The sequence below is a fragment of the Blastococcus sp. OS1-29 genome (assembly GCF_057628075.1).
Genome location: NZ_JBXXJK010000004.1, coordinates 119,417 through 142,761, shown reverse-complemented (window position 1 = coordinate 142,761; position 23,345 = coordinate 119,417). Strand labels below are relative to the sequence as shown.

Genomic DNA, 23,345 nt, shown 5'->3' with positions numbered 1-23,345 from the left:
CGTTCCGGGTCCGCGGTTGGTTGGATGGCGCCATGGCTCAGCGACGACGGTGGAGCGACCTCAGCGAGGACACCCGCAGGCGGATCGTGGTGGTCGGAGCCGTCGAGGCCGTCCTGAAGATCGTGGCCCTGGTCGACCTGAAGCGACGGCCGGCCGCCGAGGTCCGCGGCCGCAAGTGGGTCTGGGCGATCGTGCTGACGGTCGCCAACTCGGCGGGCGCCGTGCCCCTCGGCTACCTCCTCTGGGGCAGGCGGCGCTAGGCCAGACCGAGGTCGGCGAGCTCGAAGGCGGCGCGGTACTCGAACCCGGCGGCCTCGACGGCCTCCTGGGCGCCGCGGTTCACGATGACCGCCACCCCGATCACCTCTGCGCCGGCCTCCTGCAGCGCCTCCGCGGCGGCGAGCGGGCTGCCGCCGGTGGTGGAGACGTCCTCGACGACGAGCACCGCGCGGCCGGCGACGTCCGGGCCCTCGATCCGCCGCTGCAGCCCGTGCGCCTTGCCGGCCTTGCGGACGACGCACGCGTCGAGGAAGCCCTCGCCGTCGGCCGCGGCGTGCAGCATCGCCGTCGCCACCGGGTCCGCGCCCAGGGTCAGGCCGCCGACGACGTCGTAGCGCAGGTCGGCGGTCAGCTGGCGCATCACGCGGCCCACCAGCGGGGCGCCCTCGTGGTGCAAGGTCAGCCGGCGCATGTCGATGTACCAGTCGGCCTCGCGGCCGGAGGACAGCGTCACCTTCCCGTGGACGACGGCCAGTTCGACGATGAGTTCGAGCAGCCGGTCACGGTCGGGCAGGACGGCCCCGTGCCAGGGGCCCGCCCCGAGGGACGAGGGGTGGGGGGGTACGGGGTCCTTCTCCATAGCGCGGAACCCTACTGAGGCGCAGGATCGGCCCATGTCGACCCGTCGGACCCGCCTCCTGGCAGCCGCGGGACCGCCCGCCGCCGCAGCGCTCGGGGGTCTGGCCACGGACCCGGACAGCCGCTGGTTCCGCGAGTTGGAGAAGCCCTCCTGGTACCCGCCGCCGCAGGCCTTCGGCATCGTCTGGACCGGTCTGTACGCCGGGCTCGCCTGGGCCTCGGGCGAGGTGCTGGCCCGGGGCGGCGCACCGGGTTTCCGACCGGCGTATGCCGCCAACCTGGTGCTGAACACCGCCTGGACGCCGGTGTTCTTCCGGGCCCACCGCCCCTGGGCCGCCGCGGCCGAGAGCGCGCTGCTCACCGCCTCCACCGCCGACCTCGTCCGCCGGGCCCGCCACGTCTCCCCGGCCGCGGCCGCCGTCCTCGCCCCGTACGCCGCCTGGACGGCGTACGCCACGGCGCTCACGGTCGCGATCGCGCGGCGCAACCCGTCGGGCTGAGGGTCGACCGCCTCAGGACGTCGGCTTGAGCACCTGGTCGATGACGTACACGGTGGCGTTCGCCGTCCGCACGTTGCCGCAGACCACCGACGCCGCCGTCCCCACGAGCGTGCCCTCGCCGGCGATCGTGAAGTTCGTCCCGGAGCCCGCGATGGTGAGGTCGTCGTTGTTGAGCGTCGTGTGCGCGCCGGCCAGCCGGTCCGGGGTCAGCCGGCCCTGGATGACGTGGTGCAGGAGCGTGGCGGTCAGCTTCGCCGTGTCGCCCGTCAACGCCTGGAGCTGGTCGGCGGGAACCGCCGCGAACGCCGGGTCGGCCGGGATCAGCACAGTGAGTTCCGGCGTGGTGTTGAGCGGGTCCATCAGGTTCGCCGTCGTCAGCGCCTGCACGAACGCCTTCAGCGCGGGATTGCTGCTGGCCGCGGTCGCGACCGGCGCCGCGGCCATGTCGGCGAAGCTGCCCGGGCCGGTGGCGGGGACGGCGGCGCAGCCGGGACCGAAAGGCGTGTCCGCGGCCGCGGTGGCGGTGCTGGCGGCGGTCTCGCTCGCGCCGGCCGTCGTGCTCGAGGACGCGTCGCTCGCCGGCGGGCTGTCCGAACCGCAGGCGGTCAGCGCGAGGGCGAGGACGGTGGCAGCGGCAACGAGCACGCCGCGGTGGCGCAGGGAACGCTTCACGGGAATGGGGCTCCTTGTCCGGTCCGGTCGACGCATTGTCGCGGAGGAGCGCGAAACCACACGCGCCGGCCGGTCTGTCAGGCTTGCCGGGTGTCGACCATGCCCCCCGAGTCCGAGTCCCAGCCCACGCCGAGCGCCCCGCCGGTCATGCCCCCGTCCGTGCGGGTGGGCGCGATCGTCATGGGCGTGCTCGCCGCGCTGTTGCTCACCTACGCCGGGCTGCTCTGGTACAGCTTCGACGACTCCGTCGCGCAGATCGCGGACGCCGCGAAGGGCATCACCGTGGACGCCGCCCGCCAATTCGTGCTGACCCTGCTGATCCCCTGCCTGCTGATCGGGGTCCTGCTGGCGCTCTCCGCCTGGTTCCTGCCGCGCCGGCAGGCCTGGGCCCGCTGGATCGGGCTCGCCGCGAGCGGCGTGCTCGCCCTGCTGATGCTCTTCTCGATGGTGGCCGGTGGCGGGATCACCCTGCTGCCGCTGGTGCTGTTCCTCCTCGCCGCGGTCGCCGTCCGGAGCCTGCTCCGCGGCTCGACCGCCGGCTGGGTGCCCTCGCTGCGCGCCCGGCGCTGACGCCTCGGGAACCAGAACCTCCCGGTTTCCCGGGAACACTCCCTCTGCAGCCTGGGCGGCCGCGGCGATGGGCTGTCCCCATGACCACTCACTCCCTGCGCCGCTGGGGCGTCGTCCTGATCTCCGGTGGCGTCGTCATCTTCGTCTCCTACCTGTTCTTCCCCTCCACCGCGAACGACCCGCTCCTGCCGGTGTGCGCCGCAGGCGTCCTCGTCGGGCTGCTGCTGCTCATTCCGGGCCTGTTCGCGCTGCAGCGAGGGCAGTCCGAACGCGCCGCCGTGAACGGCTGGATCGGTGCCGGGGTGCTGGCCGCGGGAATCGTGCTGCTGGAGTTCCCGCACTGCATCCTCGCCCTGGTCGACATCGATCGGTTGGAGGACCTGGACGGCTACCACGCCAGCTTCTTCGGCCAGGCCGCGTTCTACGCGATCATCGCCGTCGCGGTCGGCCAGTTGGTGCTCGCCGTCGCGATGCTGCGGGCGCGGGTCTATCCGCGCTGGGCGGCCGGGATCATCTTCCTCGATGCCGCGCTCTCGGTGGCTTCTCAGGTGGTGCCCGGCCTCGCGGACTGGATCCGCATCCCGGCGCCGAACTACCTGCTCTTCGGCCTCCTGGGGACGGCGATGATCCGGCTGGCCGACCGGCGCGAGTCGTCAGTCCCAGGCGTGAACACCGCAGCAGAGGCCGTGGTCTGATCCATGCTGTCTCCCGTGCCCGCCCGCACCCAGGAGAGCGACTCGCTCGGCGCGGACCGGGCCGCCGTACCCACGTACGGCGGCCCCGTCCGCGCCGCGTGGGCCACCCTGGCCGCCCTGTGCCTGACCGGCGCAGCCGCGCTCGTCGCGGACGAGGGAGTGGCGGGCTACGCGGCGACGTTGCGGATGATCTCGGCCGCCGTCTGGATCGGGTCCGGCGCGCTCCTCGTGCTGCGGGCCCGCCCGTCGGGTCTGGTGCTCCTGACGGGCGCGATGCTCCTGGCTCAGGGCCTGGCGCCCGCCGTCGACACCGGCACCGCCGGTGGCCCGTCCGCCTGGCTGGGCCGGCTCGCCACCGCCGTGGCGCTGAGCCTCGCCGTCCTCACCCTGGCGGTCCTTCCCGACGGGCGGTTCGTGCCGGGCTGGCTGCGCTGGACGACGGGGGCCTTCGTCGTCTGGGAGCTGGCCACCGTCGTCCTCGGCCCGCTGCACGGGACGGCGGACGTCGTCGGCGGCTTCGTCTTCTTCGCCGGCGTCGGCGTCCCGATCGGCGCGCAGGTCCACCGCTACCGGCGGATGACTGATCCAGCGATGCGCGAGCGCATGAAGTGGGTGGTCTACGGCCTCACGGTCTCGATCGCCATCGAGCTGCTCGTCTCGCTGCCCTACCTGTTCCCCGGCTGGTCCGACCACCTCGTCGACCCGGGCTCTCCGTACGACCGCTTCCAGGACGCCGCGAGCACCCTCGGGCTGCTCGTCATCCCGGTCTGCCTGACCGCGTCCATGCTGTCGGCCCGGCTGTTCGACGTCGACGTCGTCATCTCCCGGACGCTCGTGTACGGCGGACTCACCCTGGCCGTCACCGCTGGATACCTCGCGATCGTCTCGGGCCTCGGCCTGCTCGTCGACCGGCGCGGCGACCAGCTCTCGCCGCTGATCGCCGTGGCCGTCATCGCGGTGCTCTTCGGCCCGTTGCGCTCGTGGCTCCAGCAGCGGACCCGCCGGCTGGTCTACGGCCTGCGCGCCGAGCCCTACGCGGCGCTGACCGAGCTCGGCCGACGGCTGAGCGAGAGCATGCCGAGCGAGGAGGTCCCCGCCCGGCTGGTGGACACGGTGCGGAGGTCGCTGCGGGTGCCCTGGGTCGCCGTGGGCATCGGTGCCGACGGCGACTTCCCGATCGCGGCGGAGAGCGGGGTGCGCCCGGCCGGACAGGTCAGCGTTCCCGTGCTGCACCGCGGCAAGCAGGTGGGGCTGCTCCTGATCGGTCATGACGACCGGCGGCCGCTGCCGGCCGCCGACCGCCGGCTGCTCTCCGATCTCGCGCACCAGCTGGGCAGCTCGATCCACGGCGTGCAGCTGACGGAGGGTCTGCGCCGGGGCGCCGCCGACCTGCAGGCGGCGCGGGAGCGGTTGGTGCTGGCCCGCGAGGAGGAACGCCGCCGGATCCGACGTGACCTGCACGACGGCCTGGCGCCGACGCTCGCCTCGGCCGGGCTGCAGCTCTCCACCGCCGCGGACCTGCGGAGGCGCGACCCCGAGGCGGGCGACCGGGTGCTCCAGCATCTCGGGCGGACCCTGCAGTCCGCCGTTGCCGACGTGCGGGCGCTGGTCGACGGCCTGCGCCCGCCGGCGCTGGACGAGCTCGGTCTGGTCCGTGCGGTCCGCGACCGCGCCGAGGAACTGGGCCCCGCCATGGAGGTCACCGTCGACGCCGACGCCCCGCTCCCCCCGCTCCCGGCCGCGATCGAGGTGGCCGCCTACCGGATCTGCCAGGAGGCGCTGATGAACGTGCGCACCCACTCGGGGGCCCACCGTGTGCGGGTCGGCCTCTCCGCCGGGTCCTCCCTCGAACTCCGGGTGGAGGACGACGGCGTGGGTGTGCGCCGGGTGCGGCCGGGCGGCGTGGGGCTGGCCTCCATGCGCGAGCGGGCGCGCGAGGTGGGCGGGGAATGCGTCGTCGAGGACGGCGCCTGGGACGACGGCCGCCGCGGGACGACGGTCCGGGTCACCCTGCCCCTGCACCCGCACGGCGAGCGCCGGTGATCCGCGTGCTGGTGGCCGACGACCACCCCATGTTCCGCGACGGCCTGCGGATGATGATCGCGGCGACCGAGGACGTGGAGGTGGTGGCCGAGGTGGCCGACGGCACCGACGTCGTCAGCGCGATCGCCGGCCTGGAGGTGGACCTGGCCCTGCTCGACGTCAACATGCCGGGCCTGAACGGCATCGACGCCGCGGCCCGGCTGACGGCGTCGAGGCCCGAGGTGGCCGTGCTGATGCTGACCATGTTCGATGACGACGCCTCGGTGTTCGCCGCGCTACGGGCCGGCGCCCGCGGATACGTGCTCAAGGACTCCGGCCGGGACGGGCTGCTCCGCGCCATCCGGGCCGTGGCGGAGGGTGAGGCGATCTTCAGTCCCTCGATCGCCGGTCGCGTGCTGGACTTCTTCGCCCGCCGCCGTCCGTCGGTGGCGCCGGACGACTTCCCGATGCTCACCGCGCGCGAGCGCGACGTCCTGCACCTGATCGCCCAGGGGCGCAGTAACCCGCAGATCTCGGCGCGGCTGGGGCTGAGCCCGAAGACCACGAGCAACTACGTCTCGGCCATCCTGACCAAACTGCAGGTCCGGGACCGAGCCGAGGCGGCCGCGCGCGCTCGCGGCGGAGCCCCGCACCCCGGAGCGCGGTGAACTCAGCGCTGGCCGTTGGCCAGCTGCCACTTCCGGAAGCGGTACCACTCGTTGGACGGCTTGAGGGCCAGCAGGATGACGCCGGCCAGCGTGAGCAGGAAGCTGAAGAGGCTCAGGCCCACCAGGAATCCCGGCTGCCCCGCCCGCGGTGTCGCGATGCCGATCAGCCCGCTCGCGACACCCAGCCCGCCGAGCACCCACAGCACGACGCGCGCCCAGTTGCGCCCGTTCCAGGCGAACCAGATGAACATGACCTGCAGTGCCGCCATGACCAGCCCGATCACCACTCCGACGATCAGCACCATGCGGACGAAGCTCTCCTGGTCGACGCCGAGGTCGGCGGTGCTCGTGCCCTGCGCCGCGAGCGCCGCGTTCATGATGTTGTCGAAGTCGGCGAACGTCACGATCGACGAGACCAGGCCCAGGATCAGGACGGCGATGAACGCCCCCAGACCCGCGCGGACGGTGGTCGGCCGCTCCATCGGCTGCGGAGCGCCGTAGCCCGTGGGGGCGGACGGCGCAGGCGCATAGCCGGGGTACTGCGGAGGTTGCGGTGCGTTCCACCCCTCCGGCGGGCCGTACGGGTTGCCGCCCTGTCCTGACGTCATTCGCGTGCTCCTCACATCGTCGGCCTCCGGCCGACACCGCCCTCACGAGCCCACTCTCGTTGCGACGAGCGTGTCATGGCATCCCGGCGGGGAGCCTCCGGCCCCCACACCGGGACGCCGGCGTGTCACCCCTTCCGAACCGTCAGGCCGCCCTCGCCGGCGCCGGTGAAGTCCTCCGGCGCGTCGACGACGACCTCGTCGCCGTCGCGGATGTCGCCGGCGAGCAGCGCCTTGGCGAGCTGGTCGCCGATCGCGGACTGCACCAGCCGCCGCAGCGGCCGGGCGCCGTAGACCGGGTCGAAGCCGTTGAGCGCCAGCCACTCCCGCGCGGCATCGGTCACCTCCAGCGTGAGGCGGCGGGCGGCGAGGCGCCGGGCCAGGACACCGACCTGGATGTCCACGATCCCGGTCAGCTCCTCGCTGCCCAGCGCACGGAACACGACGACGTCGTCGAGCCGGTTGAGGAACTCGGGCTTGAAGTGCGTGCGCACGACCTCGAGCACCGCCTCGCGGCGCCGCTCCTCCGGTACCGACTGGTCGGCGATCAGCTGCGAGCCGAGGTTCGACGTCAGGATCAGGATGGTGTTGCGGAAGTCGACCGTGCGGCCCTGGCCGTCGGTCAGCCGGCCGTCGTCCAGGACCTGGAGCAGGACGTCGAAGACGTCGGGGTGGGCCTTCTCCACCTCGTCGAGCAGGACGACGGTGTACGGACGACGTCGCACCGCCTCGGTGAGCTGGCCACCGGCCTCGTACCCGACGTAGCCGGGCGGCGCACCGACCAGGCGGGCCACCGAGTGCTTCTCGGAGTACTCGCTCATGTCGATGCGGACCATCGCCCGCTCGTCGTCGAACAGGAACTCCGCCAGCGCCTTGGCCAGCTCGGTCTTGCCGACGCCGGTGGGGCCCAGGAACAGGAACGACCCGGTGGGCCGGTCGGGGTCGGAGACCCCGGAGCGGGCCCGGCGGACGGCGTCGGAGACTGCTCGCACCGCGTCCGGCTGGCCGACGACCCGCCGGGTCAGCCCGTCCTCCATGCGCAGCAGCTTCTGCGTCTCGCCCTCCAGCAGCCGGCCGGCGGGGATGCCGGTCCAGGCCTGCACGACCTCGGCGATGTCGTCGGGGCCGACCTCCTCCTTGAGCATCGACTCGCCGGTCTGCACCGACTCCTCGGCGCTGGTCAGCGAGCGTTCCAGCTCCGGCAGCCGGCCGTAGCGCAGCTCTGCGGCCCGGGCCAGGTCGCCGTCCCGCTCGGCGCGCTCGGCGTCGAGGCGGACGGTCTCCAGCTCCTCCTTGATCCGCTGGATCCGCTCGATCGCCGTCTTGTCCTGCTGCCACTTGAACGTGAGCTCGGCCAGCTCCTGCCGGCGGTTGGCCAGGTCCTCGCGGAGGGCGGCGAGCCGCTGCTGGGAGGACTCGTCGTCCTCCTTCGACAGCGCCATCTCCTCGATCTCCATGCGGCGGACGGCGCGCTCCACCTCGTCGACCTCGACCGGACGGCTGTCGATCTCCATGCGCAGCCGGCTCGCGGCCTCGTCGACCAGGTCGATCGCCTTGTCCGGCAGGAAGCGGGCCGTGACGTACCGGTCCGACAAGGTGGCCGCCGCGACGATCGCGCCGTCGGTGATGCGGACGCCGTGGTGGACCTCGTAGCGCTCCTTGAGCCCGCGGAGGATGCCGATGGTGTCCTCCACGCTCGGCTCGCCGACGAAGACCTGCTGGAAGCGGCGCTCCAGGGCCGGGTCCTTCTCGATGTGCTCGCGGAACTCGTCCAGCGTGGTCGCGCCGACCATGCGCAGCTCGCCGCGGGCGAGCATCGGCTTGATCATGTTGCCGGCGTCCATGGCGGAGTCACCGCTGGCGCCGGCGCCCACGATGGTGTGCAGCTCGTCGATGAACGTGACGATCTGGCCCTCGGAGTCGGTGATCTCCTGCAGCACCGCCTTCAGCCGCTCCTCGAACTCGCCGCGGTACTTGGCGCCGGCGACCATCGAGGCCAGGTCCAGGGCCATCAGGCGCTTGCCCTTGAGGCTCTCGGGGACGTCGCCCGCGACCATCCGCTGGGCCAGGCCCTCGACGATCGCGGTCTTGCCGACGCCGGGCTCGCCGATCAGCACCGGGTTGTTCTTGGTCCGGCGGGACAGCACCTGCACGACGCGGCGGATCTCGGTGTCCCGGCCGATGACGGGGTCGATCTTGCCGTCGCGAGCACGCTGGGTGAGGTCGACGGCGTACTTCTCCAAGGCCTGGAACGTGCCCTCGGGATCGGGCGTGGTGACCTTGCGGTTGCCACGCACCGTCCGGAACGCCGCCAGCAGGGTGTCGCGGGTGGCGCCCGCACCGACGAGGACGTTGCCCGCCTCCCCCTCGGAGCCCGCGAGACCGACCAGCAGATGCTCGGTCGACACGTACTCGTCGCCCAGGGCGCTGGCCTGCTCACCGGCGGCGTTGATGGCGCGGAGCAGCTCGCGCGACGGTGACGGCGCGGAGACCGTCGCCCCGCTGACGCTCGGCATGCGCTTGAGCGCGGCGTCCGCCTTCGCGCGCACGTCGGCCGGGTCGGCGCCGACCGCGCTGAGCAGCGGCCCGGCGATGCCGTCGGTCTGCTCCAGCAGCGCGACGAGCAGGTGCAGCGGCTCGAGCGCGGCCTGGCCGCGGTCGACGGCGAGCCGCTGAGCAGCGGCGATGGCTTCCTGCGAACGGGTGGTGAGCTTGCTCTCCATGGTCGGGGGCGCGCGTCCTCTCGGGCTGACGGGAGCGGCCGGGTGTGCCGGCCGCGGAAGTGTTCACCGGGATCAACGATCCCAAGGTTGAGTCTGTTCCACTCAACCTTGCGACGTCCACACACGAGTTGCCGAACCGGCCCGGGCGGGGCCTGGACCTGGGGTTCTAGACTTCGTGCATGACCGCCCTGCCGGCACCGAGCGTGACGCTCGACGACCAGCTGTGCTTCGCGCTCTACGCCGCCTCCCGCGCCGTCACCGCGCGCTACCGGCCCATGCTCGATGCCATCGGCCTCACCTATCCGCAGTACCTGGTCATGATGCTGCTCTGGGAGGCCGACCACCAGACCGTCGGGCAGCTCGGCTCACGTCTCGCGCTCGACAGCGGCACGCTCTCCCCGCTGCTCAAGCGGCTGACCGCCGCCGGCCTCGTCACCCGGCACCGACGGGTGGAGGACGAGCGCTCGGTGTCCATCGAGCTCACCGACGACGGTCGCGCGCTGCGCGACAAGGCGTTCGCCATCTCCGAGGAGATGATCGGCACGATCGGGTTCGACACCGGCGAATTCGACGACCTCAAGGCCAAGCTCCGACTTCTGGCGGAGCGGGTCAGCACCCCGTCCTGAAGGAGCCCGCAATGCCCACACGTACCGCCCGCACCGCGTGGAACGGCACACTGCAGGAAGGGTCCGGCCAGGTCGAGCTGTCCAGCTCGAAGGTCGGCACCTACGAGGTGTCCTTTCCCAAGCGCGCCGCCGAGGACGCCGGTGGGACGACGAGCCCCGAGGAGCTCATCGCGGCCGCCCACTCGGCCTGCTTCGCGATGCAACTGTCGGCGAACGTCGCCGCGGCGGGCGGCACACCGCAGGCTCTCGACGTGACGGCCGCCGTGTCGCTCGGTCCCGACGAGCAGAACGGCGGCTTCCGGCTGACCGGCATCACGCTGACCGTCCGCGGCGAGGTCGAGGGACTGGACGCGGCGGGCTTCGAGAAGGCCGCGCAGGCCGCGAAGGCCGGTTGCCCGGTCAGCAAGGCCCTGACGGGGGTCGAGATCACCCTGGACGCCGCCCTGGAGTGAAGAAAAGGACCCCCTCCTGCCCACCCCTCGCACGCTCGGGGCGGGGCCCTGGAGGGGGCCTTCTCCGTGCTCTCAGACTGCGGCCGGCTCCTCCGCCTCCGCGTGCGCCCGCGCGTCGCCGCTCTGCGTCCGCAGCGCGACCTCGCGGATGAACACGATCGCGACCAGCGCGACCACCGACATCACCGCCGAGATCAGGAAGATCCGGCCGGTGGCGTCGCCGTAGGACACCCGGATCAGCGTGCGGATGACCGGCGGGGCCTGGTTGAAGTCGGCGAGGCCCACCGAGCCCGACGACGCGGCCGCCTGCGCCGCGCCGGGGATTTCCGCCAACCCCTGCTTGATCAGGTCTCCGACGTGACTGCTGAGCACAGCGCCCAGCACCGAGACACCGATCGTGCCGCCCAGGCTCCGGAAGAACGCCACGGCCGAACTCGCGGCACCCAGGTCGGTGGCCGCCACCGTGTTCTGCACGGCCAGCACCAGGTTCTGCATGGTCATGCCGATGCCGACACCGAGCACGAACAGGAACGACCCGAACAGGACCATGTTCGTCGCGTGGTCGATGGTCGAGAGCAGGCCGAAGCCGAGCGCGACGAGGATCGCGCCCACCACCAGGAAGGCCTTCCACCGGCCGGTCCTGGTGATCAGAGCACCTGACAGGGTCGAGGAGAGCACCAGTCCCCCGATCATGGGGATGGTCAGGAGGCCCGCCACCGTCGGCGAGTAACCGCGCGAGATCTGCAGGTACTGCCCGAGGAAGACCGACGCCCCGAACATCGCGACACCGACGGCCACGCTCGCGATGATGGCCAGCGTCGTCGTCCGGTCGCGGAACAGCCGCAGCGGGACGATCGGCTCCTTGGCCCGCGTCTCGGTGACCAGGAAGGCGAGGATCGCCAGCACCCCGCCGGCCACGAACAGACCGCTCTCCAGCGACGCCCACGCGAAGGTGCTGCCGGCCAGGGTGACCCAGATCAGCAGGGTCGAGACACCGGCGCCCAGGAGTGCCGCGCCGAGGTAGTCGATGTGCACCTCGCGCTTGACGACCGGCAGGTGGAGCGTCTTCTGCAGGAGCACCAGGGCCACCGCGGCGAAGGGCACGCCCACGTAGAAGCACCAGCGCCAGCCGAGCCAGCTGGTGTCGACGAGCAGGCCGCCGAGCAGCGGGCCGCCGACGGTGGCCAGCGCCATCACGCCACCGAGGAAGCCGGAGTACCGACCCCGCTCGCGGGGGCTGATCATCGCGGCCATCGCGATCTGCACCAGCGCCTGCAGTCCGCCGAGGCCGAGGCCCTGCAGCACGCGCCAGGCGATGAGCGTCTCCACCGACTGCGACAGGCCGGCCAGCATCGAGCCGGCGATGAACACGACGATCGCCAGCTGGATCAGCAGCTTCTTGCTGAACAGGTCGGCGAGCTTGCCCCAGATCGGCGTGGACGCCGTCGAGGCGAGCAGGGTCGCGGTGACCACCCAGGTGTACTGGCTCTGGGTGCCACGCAGATCGGTGATGATCGTCGGCAGGGCGTTGGAGACGACGGTCGAGGACAGGAACGCCACGAACATCGCGAGCAACATCCCCGACAGCGCCGACAGGATCTCGCGGTGGGTCATCTGACCCTGCTGCTCGACCGGCGCCACGTCAACCGTCGACGCGGGCCCATCCTCCTCCCGCAGGTCGTCGGCGGTCGGGATGGTGCTGCTCATGGTTCTCCTGAGGGGAAGTGCCGTGCGGGTGGTCGGCGGGGTCATCGAGGGGTGGGAACGGCGGACCGGGCGGACGCCGGCACACCGGCCGTCGCCAGGTCGGCCACCAGGCGGTCGAGCAGGTCGCTGAGCGCGCGGGCGTCGGACTCGTCCCAGCCGGCCAGGGCGGTCAGCGACCACTCGGCGCGGAGCTCGCGGGCGGCGTCGAGGGCGCGCGCACCCTCCGAGGTGAGGCTGAGCAGGCTGGCCCGCCCGTCTTGCGGGTCGGGACGGCGCTCGACGTAGCCCAGGCGCTCGAGGACGGCCAGCTGCCGGCTCGCGACGGAGACGTCGACGCCCACCTGGTGGGCGAGGGCGCTGCAGCGCTGGTCGCCGCTGCGCTGGAGGGGGACGAGCAGAGCCCAGCCGAACGACGGCAGATCGCCGTAGAGCTGGGTGGCCGCCCGGGCGCTCACGTGCCGCCCGGTGCGCACGAGCGCGGCGATGCTCGAGGTCAGGCGGTCCCGGGTCGACGGGGTGATGGGCATGGGATGTCCTCGCTGATGCGGATGCTTGCAGAACGCAACTTTACAAACCTTGGTTGCGGTCTACAACATTCCCGGCCGCGCGTGTCCCTCACTGTGAGCAGGAACTCACGCTGATCAGCGGGTGGTGCGGTCGATCCGGCCTTCGGTCTCGCGGGCCTCCCGGGCGTCGCCGAGGCGGTTGAGCCGGTGCAGCAGCCCGGCGAGCGTCGCGACGTCGGACGCCGGCCAGTCGGAGAGGTCGTCCTCCCATCGCGCCCGCCGGACGTCACGGATCCGCGCCAGGCGGGCGGACCCCTCCGGTGACGGCGTCAGCACCTGGGCGCGGCCGTCGTCGGGATCCGCCTCACGGTGCACGAGGCCGAGATCGACCAGGTGCGCCACCTGGCGGCTGACCGTGCTCTTGTCCAGGCCGATGCGCGCGACGAGATCGCTGGCGCGGAGGGACCCGGCGTCCTGCAACAGGGACAGCAGGCCGTAGGCGGCGCCGTCCAGGTCCGGGTGCAGCTCGCCGGCCAGCCGGGCCGAGATGGCCCGCGAGCGACGCAGGAGCAGGCCGATCTCCCGTTCGAGCCCGACGAATGCCTCGTGAGCGTCGGAGGGCTCGCTCACCGCTGCGCCCGCGGGCGCCAGACGACCAGGGACGAGCCCGGCCGGCTCTGCGGCACGAGATCACGCCCGTAGGTGGCCGACATCGCCTGCACGCTGGTCTCCGCGTGGATGCGGCGGGACTCGGACACGGCGAGTTCCTCCAGCAGTTCGTGCACCCGGGTCTGCAACGCCTCGACCTGCGACTCGAGGTCGATGATCCGCTTGATCCCGGCGAGGTTGACGCCGTCCTCCTGCGAGAGCCGCTGCACCTCGCGGAGCAGCGCGACGTCCCGTGGGCTGTACCGGCGGCCGCCGCCGGGGGTGCGGCCGGGGCTCACCAGACCCAGCCGGTCGTACTGCCGCAGGGTCTGGGCGTGCATGCCGGCGAGCTCCGCGGCCACCGAGATCACGAACACGGCGGCGTCGTCCGACACGGCGCGGGCCGCCTCCTGCGGGCTGGTCACTTCTCGCCTCCTGCCTGCACCGCCGCGGTGATCTGCGGACGTGGGTCCTCGTTCATCTCCTCGGCGAGGTTCTCGATGACCTTGCGCTGCGCCGGGGTCAGGCGCACGGGGACGGCGACGTCGAGGGTGACGAGCAGGTCGCCGTTCTTTCCCTTCGCGGGCACCCCGCGACCGCGCACCCGCAGCGTCCGGCCGCTGGCGGTGCCGGCCGGCACCTTCAGCGAGACGCTGCCGTCGAGTGTGGGCACGGTGAGCGTCGTCCCGAGGGTGGCCTCGGCGAAGGTGATCGGGACGGTCAGCGTGAGGTCGTCGCCCTTGCGCCCGAACAGCGTGTGCTCGGCGACGTGGACGACGACGAACAGGTCGCCGGCCGGACCGCCGCGCCGTCCCGGGGCGCCCTTGCCGGCCAGCCGGATGCGCTGGCCGTCCTTGACGCCGGCCGGGATGCGCACCGTGATGGTGCGGGTCTGGCTGGTCACGCCGCTTCCGGCGCAGGTGGGGCACGGGTCGTCGACCACCGAGCCGGTGCCGCGGCAGTTGCGGCACGGCTCGGAGAACGCGAACGCGCCCTGGCTCCGGCTGGTGACGCCGGCGCCCTGGCAGACCGGGCACGTGTGCGGGCTGGTGCCGGGCTTGGCGCCGTTGCCGTGACAGGTCGGGCAGGTGCCCGGGCTCTGCATGCGCAGCGGCACCGTCACCCCGAGGACCGCCTCCTCGAAGGAGAGCGTGGCCTCGGTCTCGACGTCCTGACCGCGGGCGGGGCCGGACGCGGCCTGGCTGCGCGAGCGGGCCGAGCCGGCCGTTCCGCCGCCGCCGCCGAAGAGGCCGCCGAGCAGGTCGCCGAGACCGCCGCTGCCGGCCCGGCCGCCCGCGGAACCGGCGGTGCCGAACAGGTCGTTGATGTCGAAGGTCTGCGAGCCGCCCCCACCGCCCGGGAAGCCACCCGGGAAGCCGCCGGCACGCCCACCCGCGCCGAAGAGGCGGCGCGCCTCGTCGTACTCCGCACGGCGCTTGGTGTCCGACAGCACGTCGTAGGCCTCGGACACGTCCTTGAAGCGCGCCTCGGCCTCGGCGTTGCCCGGGTTCTTGTCCGGGTGCAGTTCCGTGGCCAGCTTGCGGTAGGCCTTCTTGATCGCCGCGGCGTCGGAGTCCTTGGGGACGCCCAGCGCGGCGTAGTAGTCCTTCTCGATGAAGTCCCGGGTGCTCACCGGGCGCCCCCCTTCCGCGGGTGTCGGTCGGTCAGTCGGTGGACGCGGTCTCGTCCGTCGTCTCCGGCGGCATCGCCGCCGCCGGGGACTCGGGGTCGGTCACCCCGACCATCGCCGTCCGCAGGACGCGGTCGCCGCGGCGGAAACCCTGCCGCAGCACGGTGGTCGCGGTCGGGACGCTCACCTCCGACGACGTGTCGTGGATGACCGCCTCGTGCAGCGTCGGGTCGAACGGGTCACCCGCCACGCCGAACGCCTCGACGCCGAGGCCGTCGAGCAGGCCCACGATCCGGTCGGCCACGAGCTTGAAACCGCCGGTCAGCTCGTCGTGGTCACGCGCCCGCTCGATGTCGTCGACGATCGGGAACAGCTGCGTCGCGAACCGTTCGGCCGCCTGGTCGACGACCAAGGCGCGGTCGCGGTCGACCCGCCGTCGGTAGTTGGCGTACTCGGCAGTGACCCGCTGCAGGTCGTCGGTGCGCTCGGCCAGTTGCTGGGCCAGGTCGTCCCCTGCGGCGGGCTGGTCGACCACCGGCGTCTCGTGCTCGCTCATCTGCTCCCCTGTCGTCGCGGTCTGGCCGGGCAGGGTGCCGGCCGGCTGGTCGCCGGCCGGCACCCGGACCTCGCCGGTCACCGGGTCGATGCGCCGCTTGTCGCGGATGACGACCCGCGGCTGATCTTCCCTGTCACTCATCGGCGGTCGGTGCCCTCGTCGTCCACGATCTCGGCGTCGACGACGTCGTCGTCGCTGCCGGCCGCGCCGTCCGCCGTCGGACCGTCGCCGGCAGGCGCCTCGGCACCCTCGGCCTGCTGCGCGTAGAGCGCGCCGCCGACCTCCTGCGACACCCGGGCCACCTTCTCCTGCGCGGCCTTGATGGCGGCGATGTCGGACCCGCCGAGGGCGGAGCGCAGCTCGGTCAGGGCCTCGCCGAGCTCCTCCTTCTTCTCCGCGGGGATCTTGTCGCCGTTCTCGGCGAGGAACTTCTCGGTCTGGTACTGCAGCGACTCGGCCAGGTTGCGGGTCTCGGCCTCCTCGCGGCGCTTCTTGTCCTCCTCGGCGTGCGCCTCGGCGTCCTTCATCATCCGCTCGATGTCGTCCTTGGGCAGGGCCGAGCCACCGGTGATGGTCATCGACTGCTCCTTGCCCGTGCCGAGGTCCTTGGCGTGGACGTGGACGATGCCGTTGGCGTCGATGTCGAACGCGACCTCGATCTGCGGGACGCCACGGGGCGCCGGCGGCAGACCGGTCAGCTCGAACATGCCGAGCTTCTTGTTGTAGATCGCCATCTCGCGCTCACCCTGGAAGACCTGGATCTGCACGGACGGCTGGTTGTCGTCGGCCGTCGTGAAGATCTCCGAGCGCTTGGTCGGGATCGTGGTGTTGCGCTCGATGAGCTTGGTCATGATCCCGCCCTTGGTCTCGATCCCCAGGGACAGCGGGGTGACGTCGAGGAGCAGGACGTCCTTGACCTCGCCGCGGAGGACACCGGCCTGCAGCGCGGCGCCCACGGCGACGACCTCGTCCGGGTTGACGCCCTTGTTGGGCTCCTTGCCGCCGGTCAGCTCGCGCACCAGGTCGGTGACGGCGGGCATGCGGGTCGAGCCACCGACGAGCACGACGTGGTCGATCTGGCCCACGGAGATGCCGGCGTCGCGGATGGCCTGGTTGAACGGCGCGCGGGCCCGGTCGAGCAGGTCCTGGGTCATGCGCTGGAACTCGGCGCGGGTGATCGTGACGTCGAGGTGCAGCGGGCCCTCGGCCCCGGCGGTGATGTAGGGCAGGTTGATGTTGGTCGACTGCGCGCCGGAGAGCTCGATCTTGGCCTTCTCCGCGGCCTCGCGGAGGCGCTGCATGGCCAGCTTGTCCTTGGACAGGTCGATGCCGTTGCTGGCGTTGAAGGTCTTCACCAGGTGGTCCATGACCTTCTGGTCCCAGTCGTCACCACCGAGGTGGTTGTCACCGGCGGTGGCCTTGACCTCGATGACGCCGTCCCCGATCTCGAGCAGGGAGACGTCGAACGTCCCGCCGCCGAGGTCGAAGACGAGGATCGTCTGCTCGGTCTCGCCCTTGTCCAGGCCGTAGGCCAGCGCGGCCGCGGTCGGCTCGTTGACGATGCGCAGGACGTTGAGGCCCGCGATCTCACCGGCCTCCTTGGTGGCCTGGCGCTGCGCGTCCTCGAAGTAGGCCGGCACCGTGATGACCGCGTCGGTGACCGGCTCGCCCAGGTAGGTCTCGGCGTCCCGCTTGAGCTTCTGCAGGATGCGGGCGGAGATCTCCTGCGGCGTGTACTTCTTGCCGTCGATCTCTTCGGTCGTCCAGTTCGTGCCCATGTGGCGCTTGACGGACCGGATGGTGCGGTCGACGTTGGTGACGGCCTGGTTCTTGGCCGACTGGCCGACGAGGACCTCGCCGTTCTTGGCGAACGCGACGACCGACGGGGTGGTGCGGGAACCCTCGGAGTTCGCGATGACCGTCGGCTCGCCGCCCTCCAGGACGGTGACGACGGAGTTCGTGGTGCCGAGGTCGATACCGACCGCTCGAGCCATGGAATGGCCTCTCTTCCGTGTGCTGGGGTGATGCCTGGTCTCTGTCTCTGGTCAGTCGGAGCCCCAGCGTGCCTTGCGCGGGGTCCACTCAACTTTCCTGCCCAGACTAACGGCAGGCATGGCGGTCCTGTTCCCCGGGGCGCGTCGAATTTCCTGCCGTTCTCCACCGACTTCACGTTCCGTCCGCGAAGGTCACGCTGCACCGCATGGTCCGCGGACGAAACGCATGGGTCGCCCTCCACAGGAGTGGGCGCCATCCACGTGCGACGAGCGGGCCGGCCACGACGGGTCGCACGTCCGCAAGCTCTGCCCATGCATCCTGCGTCGAGAGCCCGGGCAGAGCGACGGTTCGACCTGTTCACGACTGCCGAGGCGATCGCAGCGGGGTACCGACACAGCGAGATACGCAGTCTCTGCGGGACCGGCCGCTGGTTTCGGATCCGCCGCGGCGTCCTGATCAGCGCGTCCGACCTACAGCCGCCGAGCAACGGGGGCGCCGCCACGACGTGGACTGCCTCGCCGTCCTGATGAGCCTCGGCCGCTCGACAGCATTCGCCGGTCACGGCTCCGCGGCCCGCCTCTGGAGGCTGCCCGTCCCACGGCTCCTGGATCCCACGATCCGCTTGACCGACACGGAACAGTGGCGACGCGGGCGGGACCGGCGCATGGTGCGCGCACCGCTCGACCCCTCGGAACGTTGGCGAACCGGGCCGGTCCGGCTCACGTCCGCCGCGCGGACCCTCGTGGATCGCCCCCGGGAGTGGCCGCTCGAGGATGCCGTCATCGCCATGGATGCCGCACTACTGGCCGAGGGGACGACGCCCGACCAGCTGCGCAGCGCCGCCGCGGCGGTCCGTCACTGGCCGGGCGCCTCCGGGAGTGGAGCAACGACTCCGTGAACTACTGGCCTCGCCGGGGCCGGCGATCCGCCGCTTCACCGCCGTCCCGCGCAGGCGGGGAGTGATCCGCGCGGCGTGAGACGTACCGACCTCACGTCCGGTCCGCCGTCCTCCTGCTGCAACGTGAGGACGGCGGACCGAACCTGCGGTGGCGACGCGTCAGTTGCCGGGGTCAGGGGCGACCGACGCCGCCGGGAACGTGGGCAGGGGGACGTCGGGCCGCGGTCGGTCCGGGACGCAGGCGCCGGGGGCCATCGCGGTGCCGTAGATGCTCACGTTGCCCGGCACGAGCTCGTAGGACTGCGGGTACGAGTTGGGCACGGGCACGCCGTCGGCCGCCTCCGGCTGCTGGAGCCGGCGGGCACACTGGTCGGCCCACCACTCCTGGAGGCCGACCTTGAGCGGCCGCCCGTCCTGGTCGTAGAGGAGGACCCCCTCGAGCGGCGTCCCGTCGGCGGCGTAGGGAAAGACGTCGGTGACGGGCCCATGGCGCGAGAGCAGCGGGTAGGTCTCGTCCGGCACCTGCGGTCCGGGCGCCCAGGCCGCGGCGTTGATCTTCCCGGCGACGTCGTGCCGCACGTCCCCGGCGACGGTCACCGACGCCAGGACCAACAGGACCCCTCCCGCGACGACGACCGCACCCAGCGCCTTGGGCAGCTTCCGCCGGCCCAGGGTCACCGACCCGGCGATCGCCCCGAGCACCAGCACGACGCCCAGTGCGTGGCTGCCCATCGGCGCCGGCACCGGAAGGTCGTCCACGTAGTCGGAACCCAGCAGGCAGGGCACCAGGACGAGCAGATATCCGCGCAGCACCCACCAGGCGGGCCGCAACTCGACCAGCAGCCGCCCGGTCGCACGCAGGGCCGGCAACGCCCGCCGGTAGGCGGCCGAGGAGAGCACGGCGTCCACGCGTGGGCGCACCCCCGGCCGGCCGCCGGTCGCCCGCGGCGGCAGGCCGGCGGCGGCACGGAGATCGGCCGCGTAGGCGTCCGGCGAACCGAGCCGGACGGCGAGCGGACGGTCGTCGTCCTCGGCGGCGAGCGCGTCCAGATGGAGGGCGAGATCCTCCAGGAGGGCGCTGCGGTCCTCGGCGGGCAGGTCGCTCAGCTCCCGCTCCACCGCGGCCAGATAGTCCGGGGCCTGCGTGGGTGAGACCGTCGGCGCGCTCATGCCGCCACCGGTCCGCCCACGAGACGGTCGACGGTGTCGGCGAACGTCCTCCACGTCTTGGTCGAGTCCTCCAGCACCGAACGCCCCCTGTCGTTGATCGCGTAGTACTTGCGGTGTGGCCCTTCGTCGCTCGGGACGACGTAGGACGTGAGCGCGCCGGCGGAGTAGAGCCGCCGCAGCGTTCCGTAGACCGACGCGTCGCCGACGTCCTCGAGCCCGGCGACACGGAGCCGGCGGACGACGTCGTAGCCGTAGCCGTCGGCATCGCGGACGACGGCGAGCACGGCCACGTCGAGCACCCCCTTGAGCAACTGACTGGCGTCCACTCCACCTCCCGGTCCCGTGCACTGCGACGGACGGGACGGTAGTGCTCAATGCGGAGTACCGTCCGGAACTGAGGACCGGCGGCGTGTCGGGTTACCCATGAGTAGGCGCCGAGGGCGACCGCTATCGTGCGGGGGGCGCCGCGTGCGCCGATGATCACTCTGGCGTCGCCGAGTGGCGGACGTGAGCGAAGAACGCCACCAGGCGTACGCGGGAGGAAAAGATGACCGGCCCGTTGCAGATCGTGCTGGGCACGATCAGCGTCCTGTTCCTGATCGTGTCGTCGGTCATGGCCTACCGGGCGGTGCGCGCGATGGTGCGGATCATCCGCACCGGCCAGCCCGACGGGACGCGGTTCGGGCCGGCGAAGGACCGCTTCAAGACGCTGGCGATCGAGTCGCTCGGCCACACGCGGATGCTGAAGTGGTCGACGATCGGCGTCGCCCACTGGTTCGTCTTCGTCGGCTTCTACGGCCTGTTCCTGAGCCTCGTCGAGGCGTTCGGGGAGGTCTGGAACCCGGCGTTCCACCTGCCGCTGATCGGTGAGTGGTTCCTCTGGAACATCTTCGCCGACGTCATCGGCACCGGCACGATCCTCGGGATCGTCTACCTGATCTACCGGCGCCAGAAGGACCACCCGCGCCGACTGGGCCGCAAGAGCCGCTTCGCCGGCACGAACGAGGGCCGCGGCTACTTCGTCGAGTTCGTCGTCATCACCGTCGGCATCTGCATCCTGCTGATCCGCGCGCTGAAGATCTCCAGCGACCTCACCGACGCGCCGGGCTGGTCGCACCCCATCTCCGGGGCCCTGGCCACGGTCCTGCCGTCCAGCCCCGACCTGCTCACGGTCGTGGCGTTCGTCAAGATCGTCGTGAGCCTGACCTGGCTCGTGGTCATCAGCCGGATCCTGAACATGGGCGTCGCCTGGCACCGGTTCAGCGCCTTCTTCAACATCTACTTCAAGCGCAACCCCGACGGCGCCCCCGCGCTCGGCCCGCTGCTGCCGATGACCAGCGGCGGCAAGCCGATCGACTTCGAGGATCCCGGCGAGGACGACATCTTCGGCCGCGGCAAGATCGAGGACTTCACGTGGAAGGGGATGCTCGACTTCACCACCTGCACCGAGTGCGGGCGGTGCCAGAGCCAGTGCCCGGCCTGGAACACGGGCAAGCCGCTGAGCCCGAAGATGCTGATCATGGACCTGCGGGACCACCTGTACGCCAAGGCCCCGTACCTGCTCGGCGCGCAGACGGCGAGTGAGACCGTCCCCGACTTCGACGTCCTGCGGCCCAGCGACGAGCAGGCCTGGGCGTCCGGCTACGCGCGCATCGAGGGCACCAACGACGCCCAGGCCCACCGCCCGCTGGTCGGCACCCTCGAGGAGGGCGGGGTCATCGACCCCGACGTCCTGTGGAGCTGCACGAACTGCGGCGCCTGCGTCGAGCAGTGCCCGGTCGACATCGAGCACGTCGACCACATCCTCGACATGCGCCGCTACCAGACGCTGATCGAGAGCAACTTCCCCTCCGAGGCCGGCGTGATGCTGCGCAACCTGGAGAACCGGGGCAACCCGTGGGGCGTGGGCGGCAACGTCCGCGAGGAGTGGATCAAGGAGCTCGACTTCGAGGTCCGCATGGTCGACGGCCCGATCCCCTACGAGGTCGAGTACCTGTTCTGGGTCGGCTGCGCCGGCGCCATCGACGACCGCGCCAAGAAGGTCACCAAGGCCGTCGCCGAGCTGATGCACATCGCCGGCGTCGAGTTCGCCGTCCTCGGCTCGGGCGAGACCTGCTCGGGCGACCCGGCCCGCCGCATGGGTAACGAGTTCGTCTTCCAGCAACTGGCCATGGAGAACGTCGAGACCCTGAACGCCGCCTTCGAGGGCCGCGTGCCGGGCATGCGGAAGATCGTCGCGACCTGTCCGCACTGCTTCAACTCCCTCGGCCGGGAGTACCCGCAGGTCGGCGGTGAGTACGAGGTCATCCACCACACGCAGCTGCTCAGCACCCTGGTGGAGGAGGGCCGGCTGACGCCGGTCACGCCGGTCGACCGCAAGGTCACCTACCACGACCCGTGCTTCCTCGGCCGGCACAACAAGGTCTACACGCCGCCGCGCGAGATCCTCGACTCCGTCCAGGGCCTCTCCACCCAGGAGATGCACCGCTGCAAGGACCGCGGCTTCTGCTGCGGCGCCGGCGGCGCGCGCATGTGGATGGAGGAGAAGATCGGCAAGCGGATCAACGCCGAGCGCACCGAGGAAGCCCTCGAGCTCGATCCGGACGTCATCTCCACGGCCTGCCCGTTCTGCATCACGATGCTCAGCGACGCGCTGAACACCAAGAAGCAGAACGGCGAGGCGAAGGACCACGTGGAGGTCCTGGACGTCAGCCAGATCCTGCTGCGCTCGATGGCACCGGTCGGGGCCCAGGGCACGGCGTCGGGCCCCGAAGTCGGCGACGTGGCCGACGACCCGGCGGGCACCGGCTCCCCCGCCACGGGACACGGCGACCCGAGCTAGCCGCCACACGTGCTGCTCCAGCTCCGGGTCACCGTGCCCCCGGACCGCACCGACCGGGTGCGCGAGCTGTTCGAGAGCGACGCGGGGACGGCGCACCTCGCCGTCCTGCCGGGGGCGTCGGTGTCCCCCGCCGGCGACCTGGTGCTCGCTGACGTCGCCCGGGAGTCCGCGGACGCGCTCGTGAGCGCCCTGCGCGAGCTCGGCGTGCACCGTGACGGCGCGATCGCCCTCACGTCGATCGACGCGGCGGTGTCCCACGCGGCGGAGGAGGCCGAGGAGCGGGCGCCCGGCGACGCGGCGGACGCCGTCGTCTGGGAGCAGGTGGTCCGGACGACGGACGCCGACTCCACGCTCTCGGTCTCCTACCTGGCGTTTCTGAGCATCGCGACGATGCTGGCCGCGATCGCGATCATCAACGACTCGGCCATCCTCACCATCGGCGCGATGGTGCTGGGCCCGGAGTTCGTACCGCTGGCCGGCCTGGCCGTCGCCGCCGTGCAGCGCAGGCCGGCGCACGCGCGCCGGGCCGCGACCACCCTGGTCCTGGGCTTCGTGGTCGCGATCGGGCTGACGGCATGCCTGACCCTCGCGGGTCGCGGTCTGGGCTGGGTCGGTCGCGAGATGCTGGGTGCCGACCGTCCGCAGACCGGTTTCATCACCCATCCCGACACGTGGTCGCTCGTGGTCGCGGTCCTGGCCGGAGTGGCCGGCGTCCTGTCGCTGACCTCGGCGAAGAGCGGAGCCCTGGTGGGCGTGTTCATCTCCGTCACCACGGTGCCGGCGGCCGCGGACATGGCGATCTCGCTGGCGCTCGGCGGCGGCCCGGAGTTCCGCAGCTCGGCCACCCAGCTGGGGATCAACCTGGCGGGCATCCTGGTCGCGGCGACGATCACGCTCGCCGTCCAGCGCACCGTGTGGCGCCGGGTGCCGGGCGTCGTGCCCCGGATGCACACCGCCAGGCGGTGACCTCGCGGGCCGGGCGTGGGTCACAGCCCGGCCTGG

Annotated in this window: 24 protein-coding genes; 11 read left to right on the top strand and 13 right to left on the bottom strand. The window is 72.1% G+C overall.

Features of this window, described 5'->3' with window-relative positions:
• Positions 1-32 precede the first annotated feature (32 nt).
• Positions 33-260: a hypothetical protein gene (locus AC2H4J_RS11690; protein WP_487465046.1), complete on the top strand. Its 228-nt coding sequence runs from the start codon at positions 33-35 to the stop codon at positions 258-260.
• Here the strand turns inward: AC2H4J_RS11690 and pyrE are convergent.
• A complete protein-coding gene (pyrE, locus tag AC2H4J_RS11685) occupies positions 257-859 on the bottom strand; it encodes an orotate phosphoribosyltransferase (RefSeq protein WP_487465045.1) in 603 nt (200 codons plus the stop codon). The genes AC2H4J_RS11690 and pyrE overlap by 4 nt on opposite strands.
• 34 nt (positions 860-893) lie before the next feature.
• Here pyrE and AC2H4J_RS11680 point away from each other — a divergent pair, with 34 nt between their 5' ends.
• Entirely contained in the window at positions 894-1,358 is a 465-nt protein-coding gene (locus tag AC2H4J_RS11680) for a TspO/MBR family protein (RefSeq protein WP_487465044.1), read from the top strand.
• A 12-nt stretch (positions 1,359-1,370) separates the two neighbouring features.
• On the opposite strand, the gene AC2H4J_RS11675 is transcribed toward AC2H4J_RS11680, so the two are convergent.
• Positions 1,371-2,030: a fasciclin domain-containing protein gene (locus AC2H4J_RS11675; RefSeq protein WP_487465043.1), complete on the bottom strand. Its 660-nt coding sequence runs from the start codon at positions 2,028-2,030 to the stop codon at positions 1,371-1,373.
• 99 nt (positions 2,031-2,129) lie between these two features.
• On the opposite strand from AC2H4J_RS11675, the gene AC2H4J_RS11670 reads away from it, so the two are divergent.
• From AC2H4J_RS11670 to AC2H4J_RS11655, 4 genes are all read left to right on the top strand, one after another.
• Positions 2,130-2,600, top strand: coding sequence for a hypothetical protein (locus AC2H4J_RS11670; protein WP_487465042.1), 471 nt, complete (start codon positions 2,130-2,132; stop codon positions 2,598-2,600).
• An 80-nt stretch (positions 2,601-2,680) separates the two neighbouring features.
• A complete protein-coding gene (locus AC2H4J_RS11665) occupies positions 2,681-3,295 on the top strand; it encodes a hypothetical protein (RefSeq protein ID WP_487465041.1) in 615 nt (204 codons plus the stop codon).
• A gap of 15 nt (positions 3,296-3,310) precedes the next feature.
• Positions 3,311-5,338: a histidine kinase gene (locus AC2H4J_RS11660; RefSeq protein ID WP_487465040.1), complete on the top strand. Its 2,028-nt coding sequence runs from the start codon at positions 3,311-3,313 to the stop codon at positions 5,336-5,338.
• Positions 5,335-5,985, top strand: coding sequence for a response regulator transcription factor (locus AC2H4J_RS11655; RefSeq protein ID WP_487465039.1), 651 nt, complete (start codon positions 5,335-5,337; stop codon positions 5,983-5,985). Before AC2H4J_RS11660 ends, AC2H4J_RS11655 begins: the two co-directional genes overlap by 4 nt.
• 2 nt (positions 5,986-5,987) lie before the next feature.
• Here the strand turns inward: AC2H4J_RS11655 and AC2H4J_RS11650 are convergent, their stop codons facing one another.
• On the bottom strand, positions 5,988-6,593 hold the full coding sequence (locus AC2H4J_RS11650) for a hypothetical protein (protein ID WP_487465038.1): 606 nt from the start codon (positions 6,591-6,593) through the stop codon (positions 5,988-5,990).
• A 125-nt stretch (positions 6,594-6,718) separates the two neighbouring features.
• Complete coding sequence (clpB, locus tag AC2H4J_RS11645) at positions 6,719-9,313, bottom strand: ATP-dependent chaperone ClpB (protein WP_487465037.1); 2,595 nt, start codon at positions 9,311-9,313, stop codon at positions 6,719-6,721.
• A gap of 179 nt (positions 9,314-9,492) precedes the next feature.
• Between clpB and AC2H4J_RS11640 the strand changes: the two genes are divergently transcribed.
• Together AC2H4J_RS11640 and AC2H4J_RS11635 are read left to right on the top strand one after the other, a co-directional pair.
• A complete protein-coding gene (locus tag AC2H4J_RS11640; RefSeq protein ID WP_487465036.1) occupies positions 9,493-9,939 on the top strand; it encodes a MarR family winged helix-turn-helix transcriptional regulator in 447 nt (148 codons plus the stop codon).
• 11 nt (positions 9,940-9,950) lie between these two features.
• Entirely contained in the window at positions 9,951-10,391 is a 441-nt protein-coding gene (locus AC2H4J_RS11635; RefSeq protein ID WP_487465035.1) for an OsmC family peroxiredoxin, read from the top strand.
• A 72-nt stretch (positions 10,392-10,463) separates the two neighbouring features.
• Here the strand turns inward: AC2H4J_RS11635 and AC2H4J_RS11630 are convergent, their stop codons facing one another.
• The 7 genes from AC2H4J_RS11630 to dnaK all read right to left on the bottom strand — a co-directional run bounded on the left by AC2H4J_RS11630 (position 10,464) and on the right by dnaK (position 17,432).
• Positions 10,464-12,098 carry an MFS transporter gene (locus AC2H4J_RS11630; protein ID WP_487465034.1) on the bottom strand — a complete coding sequence of 545 codons (1,635 nt, stop codon included), beginning with the start codon at positions 12,096-12,098 and terminating at the stop codon, positions 10,464-10,466.
• Positions 12,099-12,139: 41 nt separating this feature from the next.
• Positions 12,140-12,625, bottom strand: coding sequence for a MarR family winged helix-turn-helix transcriptional regulator (locus AC2H4J_RS11625; RefSeq protein WP_487465033.1), 486 nt, complete (start codon positions 12,623-12,625; stop codon positions 12,140-12,142).
• A gap of 114 nt (positions 12,626-12,739) precedes the next feature.
• Positions 12,740-13,234, bottom strand: coding sequence for a MarR family winged helix-turn-helix transcriptional regulator (locus tag AC2H4J_RS11620; protein ID WP_487465032.1), 495 nt, complete (start codon positions 13,232-13,234; stop codon positions 12,740-12,742).
• Positions 13,231-13,677, bottom strand: a complete 447-nt coding sequence (locus AC2H4J_RS11615) for a heat shock protein transcriptional repressor HspR (protein WP_487465031.1) — start codon at positions 13,675-13,677, stop codon at positions 13,231-13,233. Before AC2H4J_RS11615 ends, AC2H4J_RS11620 begins: the two co-directional genes overlap by 4 nt.
• The gene (gene dnaJ, locus AC2H4J_RS11610; protein ID WP_487465030.1) at positions 13,674-14,885 is read right to left on the bottom strand and encodes a molecular chaperone DnaJ; all 1,212 of its coding nucleotides are present in this window, start codon (positions 14,883-14,885) and stop codon (positions 13,674-13,676) included. Before dnaJ ends, AC2H4J_RS11615 begins: the two co-directional genes overlap by 4 nt.
• Before the next feature lie 31 nt (positions 14,886-14,916).
• The gene (gene grpE, locus AC2H4J_RS11605; protein ID WP_487465029.1) at positions 14,917-15,579 is read right to left on the bottom strand and encodes a nucleotide exchange factor GrpE; all 663 of its coding nucleotides are present in this window, start codon (positions 15,577-15,579) and stop codon (positions 14,917-14,919) included.
• Positions 15,576-17,432, bottom strand: a complete 1,857-nt coding sequence (dnaK, locus tag AC2H4J_RS11600) for a molecular chaperone DnaK (RefSeq protein WP_487465028.1) — start codon at positions 17,430-17,432, stop codon at positions 15,576-15,578. Before dnaK ends, grpE begins: the two co-directional genes overlap by 4 nt.
• A gap of 3 nt (positions 17,433-17,435) precedes the next feature.
• Between dnaK and AC2H4J_RS11595 the strand changes: the two genes are divergently transcribed.
• Positions 17,436-17,960, top strand: coding sequence for a type IV toxin-antitoxin system AbiEi family antitoxin domain-containing protein (locus AC2H4J_RS11595; RefSeq protein ID WP_487465027.1), 525 nt, complete (start codon positions 17,436-17,438; stop codon positions 17,958-17,960).
• 530 nt (positions 17,961-18,490) lie between these two features.
• Here AC2H4J_RS11595 and AC2H4J_RS11590 read toward each other — a convergent pair.
• Positions 18,491-19,501, bottom strand: a complete 1,011-nt coding sequence (locus AC2H4J_RS11590) for an HAAS signaling domain-containing protein (protein ID WP_487465026.1) — start codon at positions 19,499-19,501, stop codon at positions 18,491-18,493.
• Positions 19,498-19,827 (bottom strand): PadR family transcriptional regulator, encoded by a 330-nt coding sequence (locus tag AC2H4J_RS11585; RefSeq protein WP_487465025.1) that lies wholly within the window; start codon positions 19,825-19,827, stop codon positions 19,498-19,500. The genes AC2H4J_RS11590 and AC2H4J_RS11585 overlap by 4 nt, the downstream gene beginning before the upstream one ends.
• A gap of 221 nt (positions 19,828-20,048) precedes the next feature.
• Between AC2H4J_RS11585 and AC2H4J_RS11580 the strand changes: the two genes are divergently transcribed.
• Complete coding sequence (locus tag AC2H4J_RS11580) at positions 20,049-22,343, top strand: heterodisulfide reductase-related iron-sulfur binding cluster (RefSeq protein ID WP_487465024.1); 2,295 nt, start codon at positions 20,049-20,051, stop codon at positions 22,341-22,343.
• A gap of 9 nt (positions 22,344-22,352) precedes the next feature.
• Entirely contained in the window at positions 22,353-23,309 is a 957-nt protein-coding gene (locus AC2H4J_RS11575; protein ID WP_487465023.1) for a DUF389 domain-containing protein, read from the top strand.
• The last annotated feature ends 36 nt before the right edge of the window (positions 23,310-23,345 follow it).

Bases quoted from the DNA above. Each gene is read 5' to 3' on its own strand.
- AC2H4J_RS11635 (WP_487465035.1), top strand. From the start codon at position 9,951: ATGCCCACACGTACCGCCCGCACCGCGTGGAACGGCACACTGCAGGAA.
- AC2H4J_RS11680 (WP_487465044.1), top strand. From the start codon at position 894: ATGTCGACCCGTCGGACCCGCCTCCTGGCAGCCGCGGGACCGCCCGCC.
- AC2H4J_RS11665 (WP_487465041.1), top strand. From the start codon at position 2,681: ATGACCACTCACTCCCTGCGCCGCTGGGGCGTCGTCCTGATCTCCGGT.
- AC2H4J_RS11640 (WP_487465036.1), top strand. From the start codon at position 9,493: ATGACCGCCCTGCCGGCACCGAGCGTGACGCTCGACGACCAGCTGTGC.
- AC2H4J_RS11650 (WP_487465038.1), bottom strand. From the start codon at position 6,593: ATGACGTCAGGACAGGGCGGCAACCCGTACGGCCCGCCGGAGGGGTGG.
- clpB (WP_487465037.1), bottom strand. From the start codon at position 9,313: ATGGAGAGCAAGCTCACCACCCGTTCGCAGGAAGCCATCGCCGCTGCT.
- pyrE (WP_487465045.1), bottom strand. From the start codon at position 859: ATGGAGAAGGACCCCGTACCCCCCCACCCCTCGTCCCTCGGGGCGGGC.
- grpE (WP_487465029.1), bottom strand. From the start codon at position 15,579: ATGAGTGACAGGGAAGATCAGCCGCGGGTCGTCATCCGCGACAAGCGG.
- AC2H4J_RS11630 (WP_487465034.1), bottom strand. From the start codon at position 12,098: ATGAGCAGCACCATCCCGACCGCCGACGACCTGCGGGAGGAGGATGGG.
- AC2H4J_RS11625 (WP_487465033.1), bottom strand. From the start codon at position 12,625: ATGCCCATCACCCCGTCGACCCGGGACCGCCTGACCTCGAGCATCGCC.
- AC2H4J_RS11580 (WP_487465024.1), top strand. From the start codon at position 20,049: ATGACCGGCCCGTTGCAGATCGTGCTGGGCACGATCAGCGTCCTGTTC.
- AC2H4J_RS11690 (WP_487465046.1), top strand. From the start codon at position 33: ATGGCTCAGCGACGACGGTGGAGCGACCTCAGCGAGGACACCCGCAGG.
- AC2H4J_RS11595 (WP_487465027.1), top strand. From the start codon at position 17,436: ATGGCCTCTCTTCCGTGTGCTGGGGTGATGCCTGGTCTCTGTCTCTGG.
- AC2H4J_RS11590 (WP_487465026.1), bottom strand. From the start codon at position 19,501: ATGAGCGCGCCGACGGTCTCACCCACGCAGGCCCCGGACTATCTGGCC.
- dnaK (WP_487465028.1), bottom strand. From the start codon at position 17,432: ATGGCTCGAGCGGTCGGTATCGACCTCGGCACCACGAACTCCGTCGTC.
- AC2H4J_RS11670 (WP_487465042.1), top strand. From the start codon at position 2,130: ATGCCCCCCGAGTCCGAGTCCCAGCCCACGCCGAGCGCCCCGCCGGTC.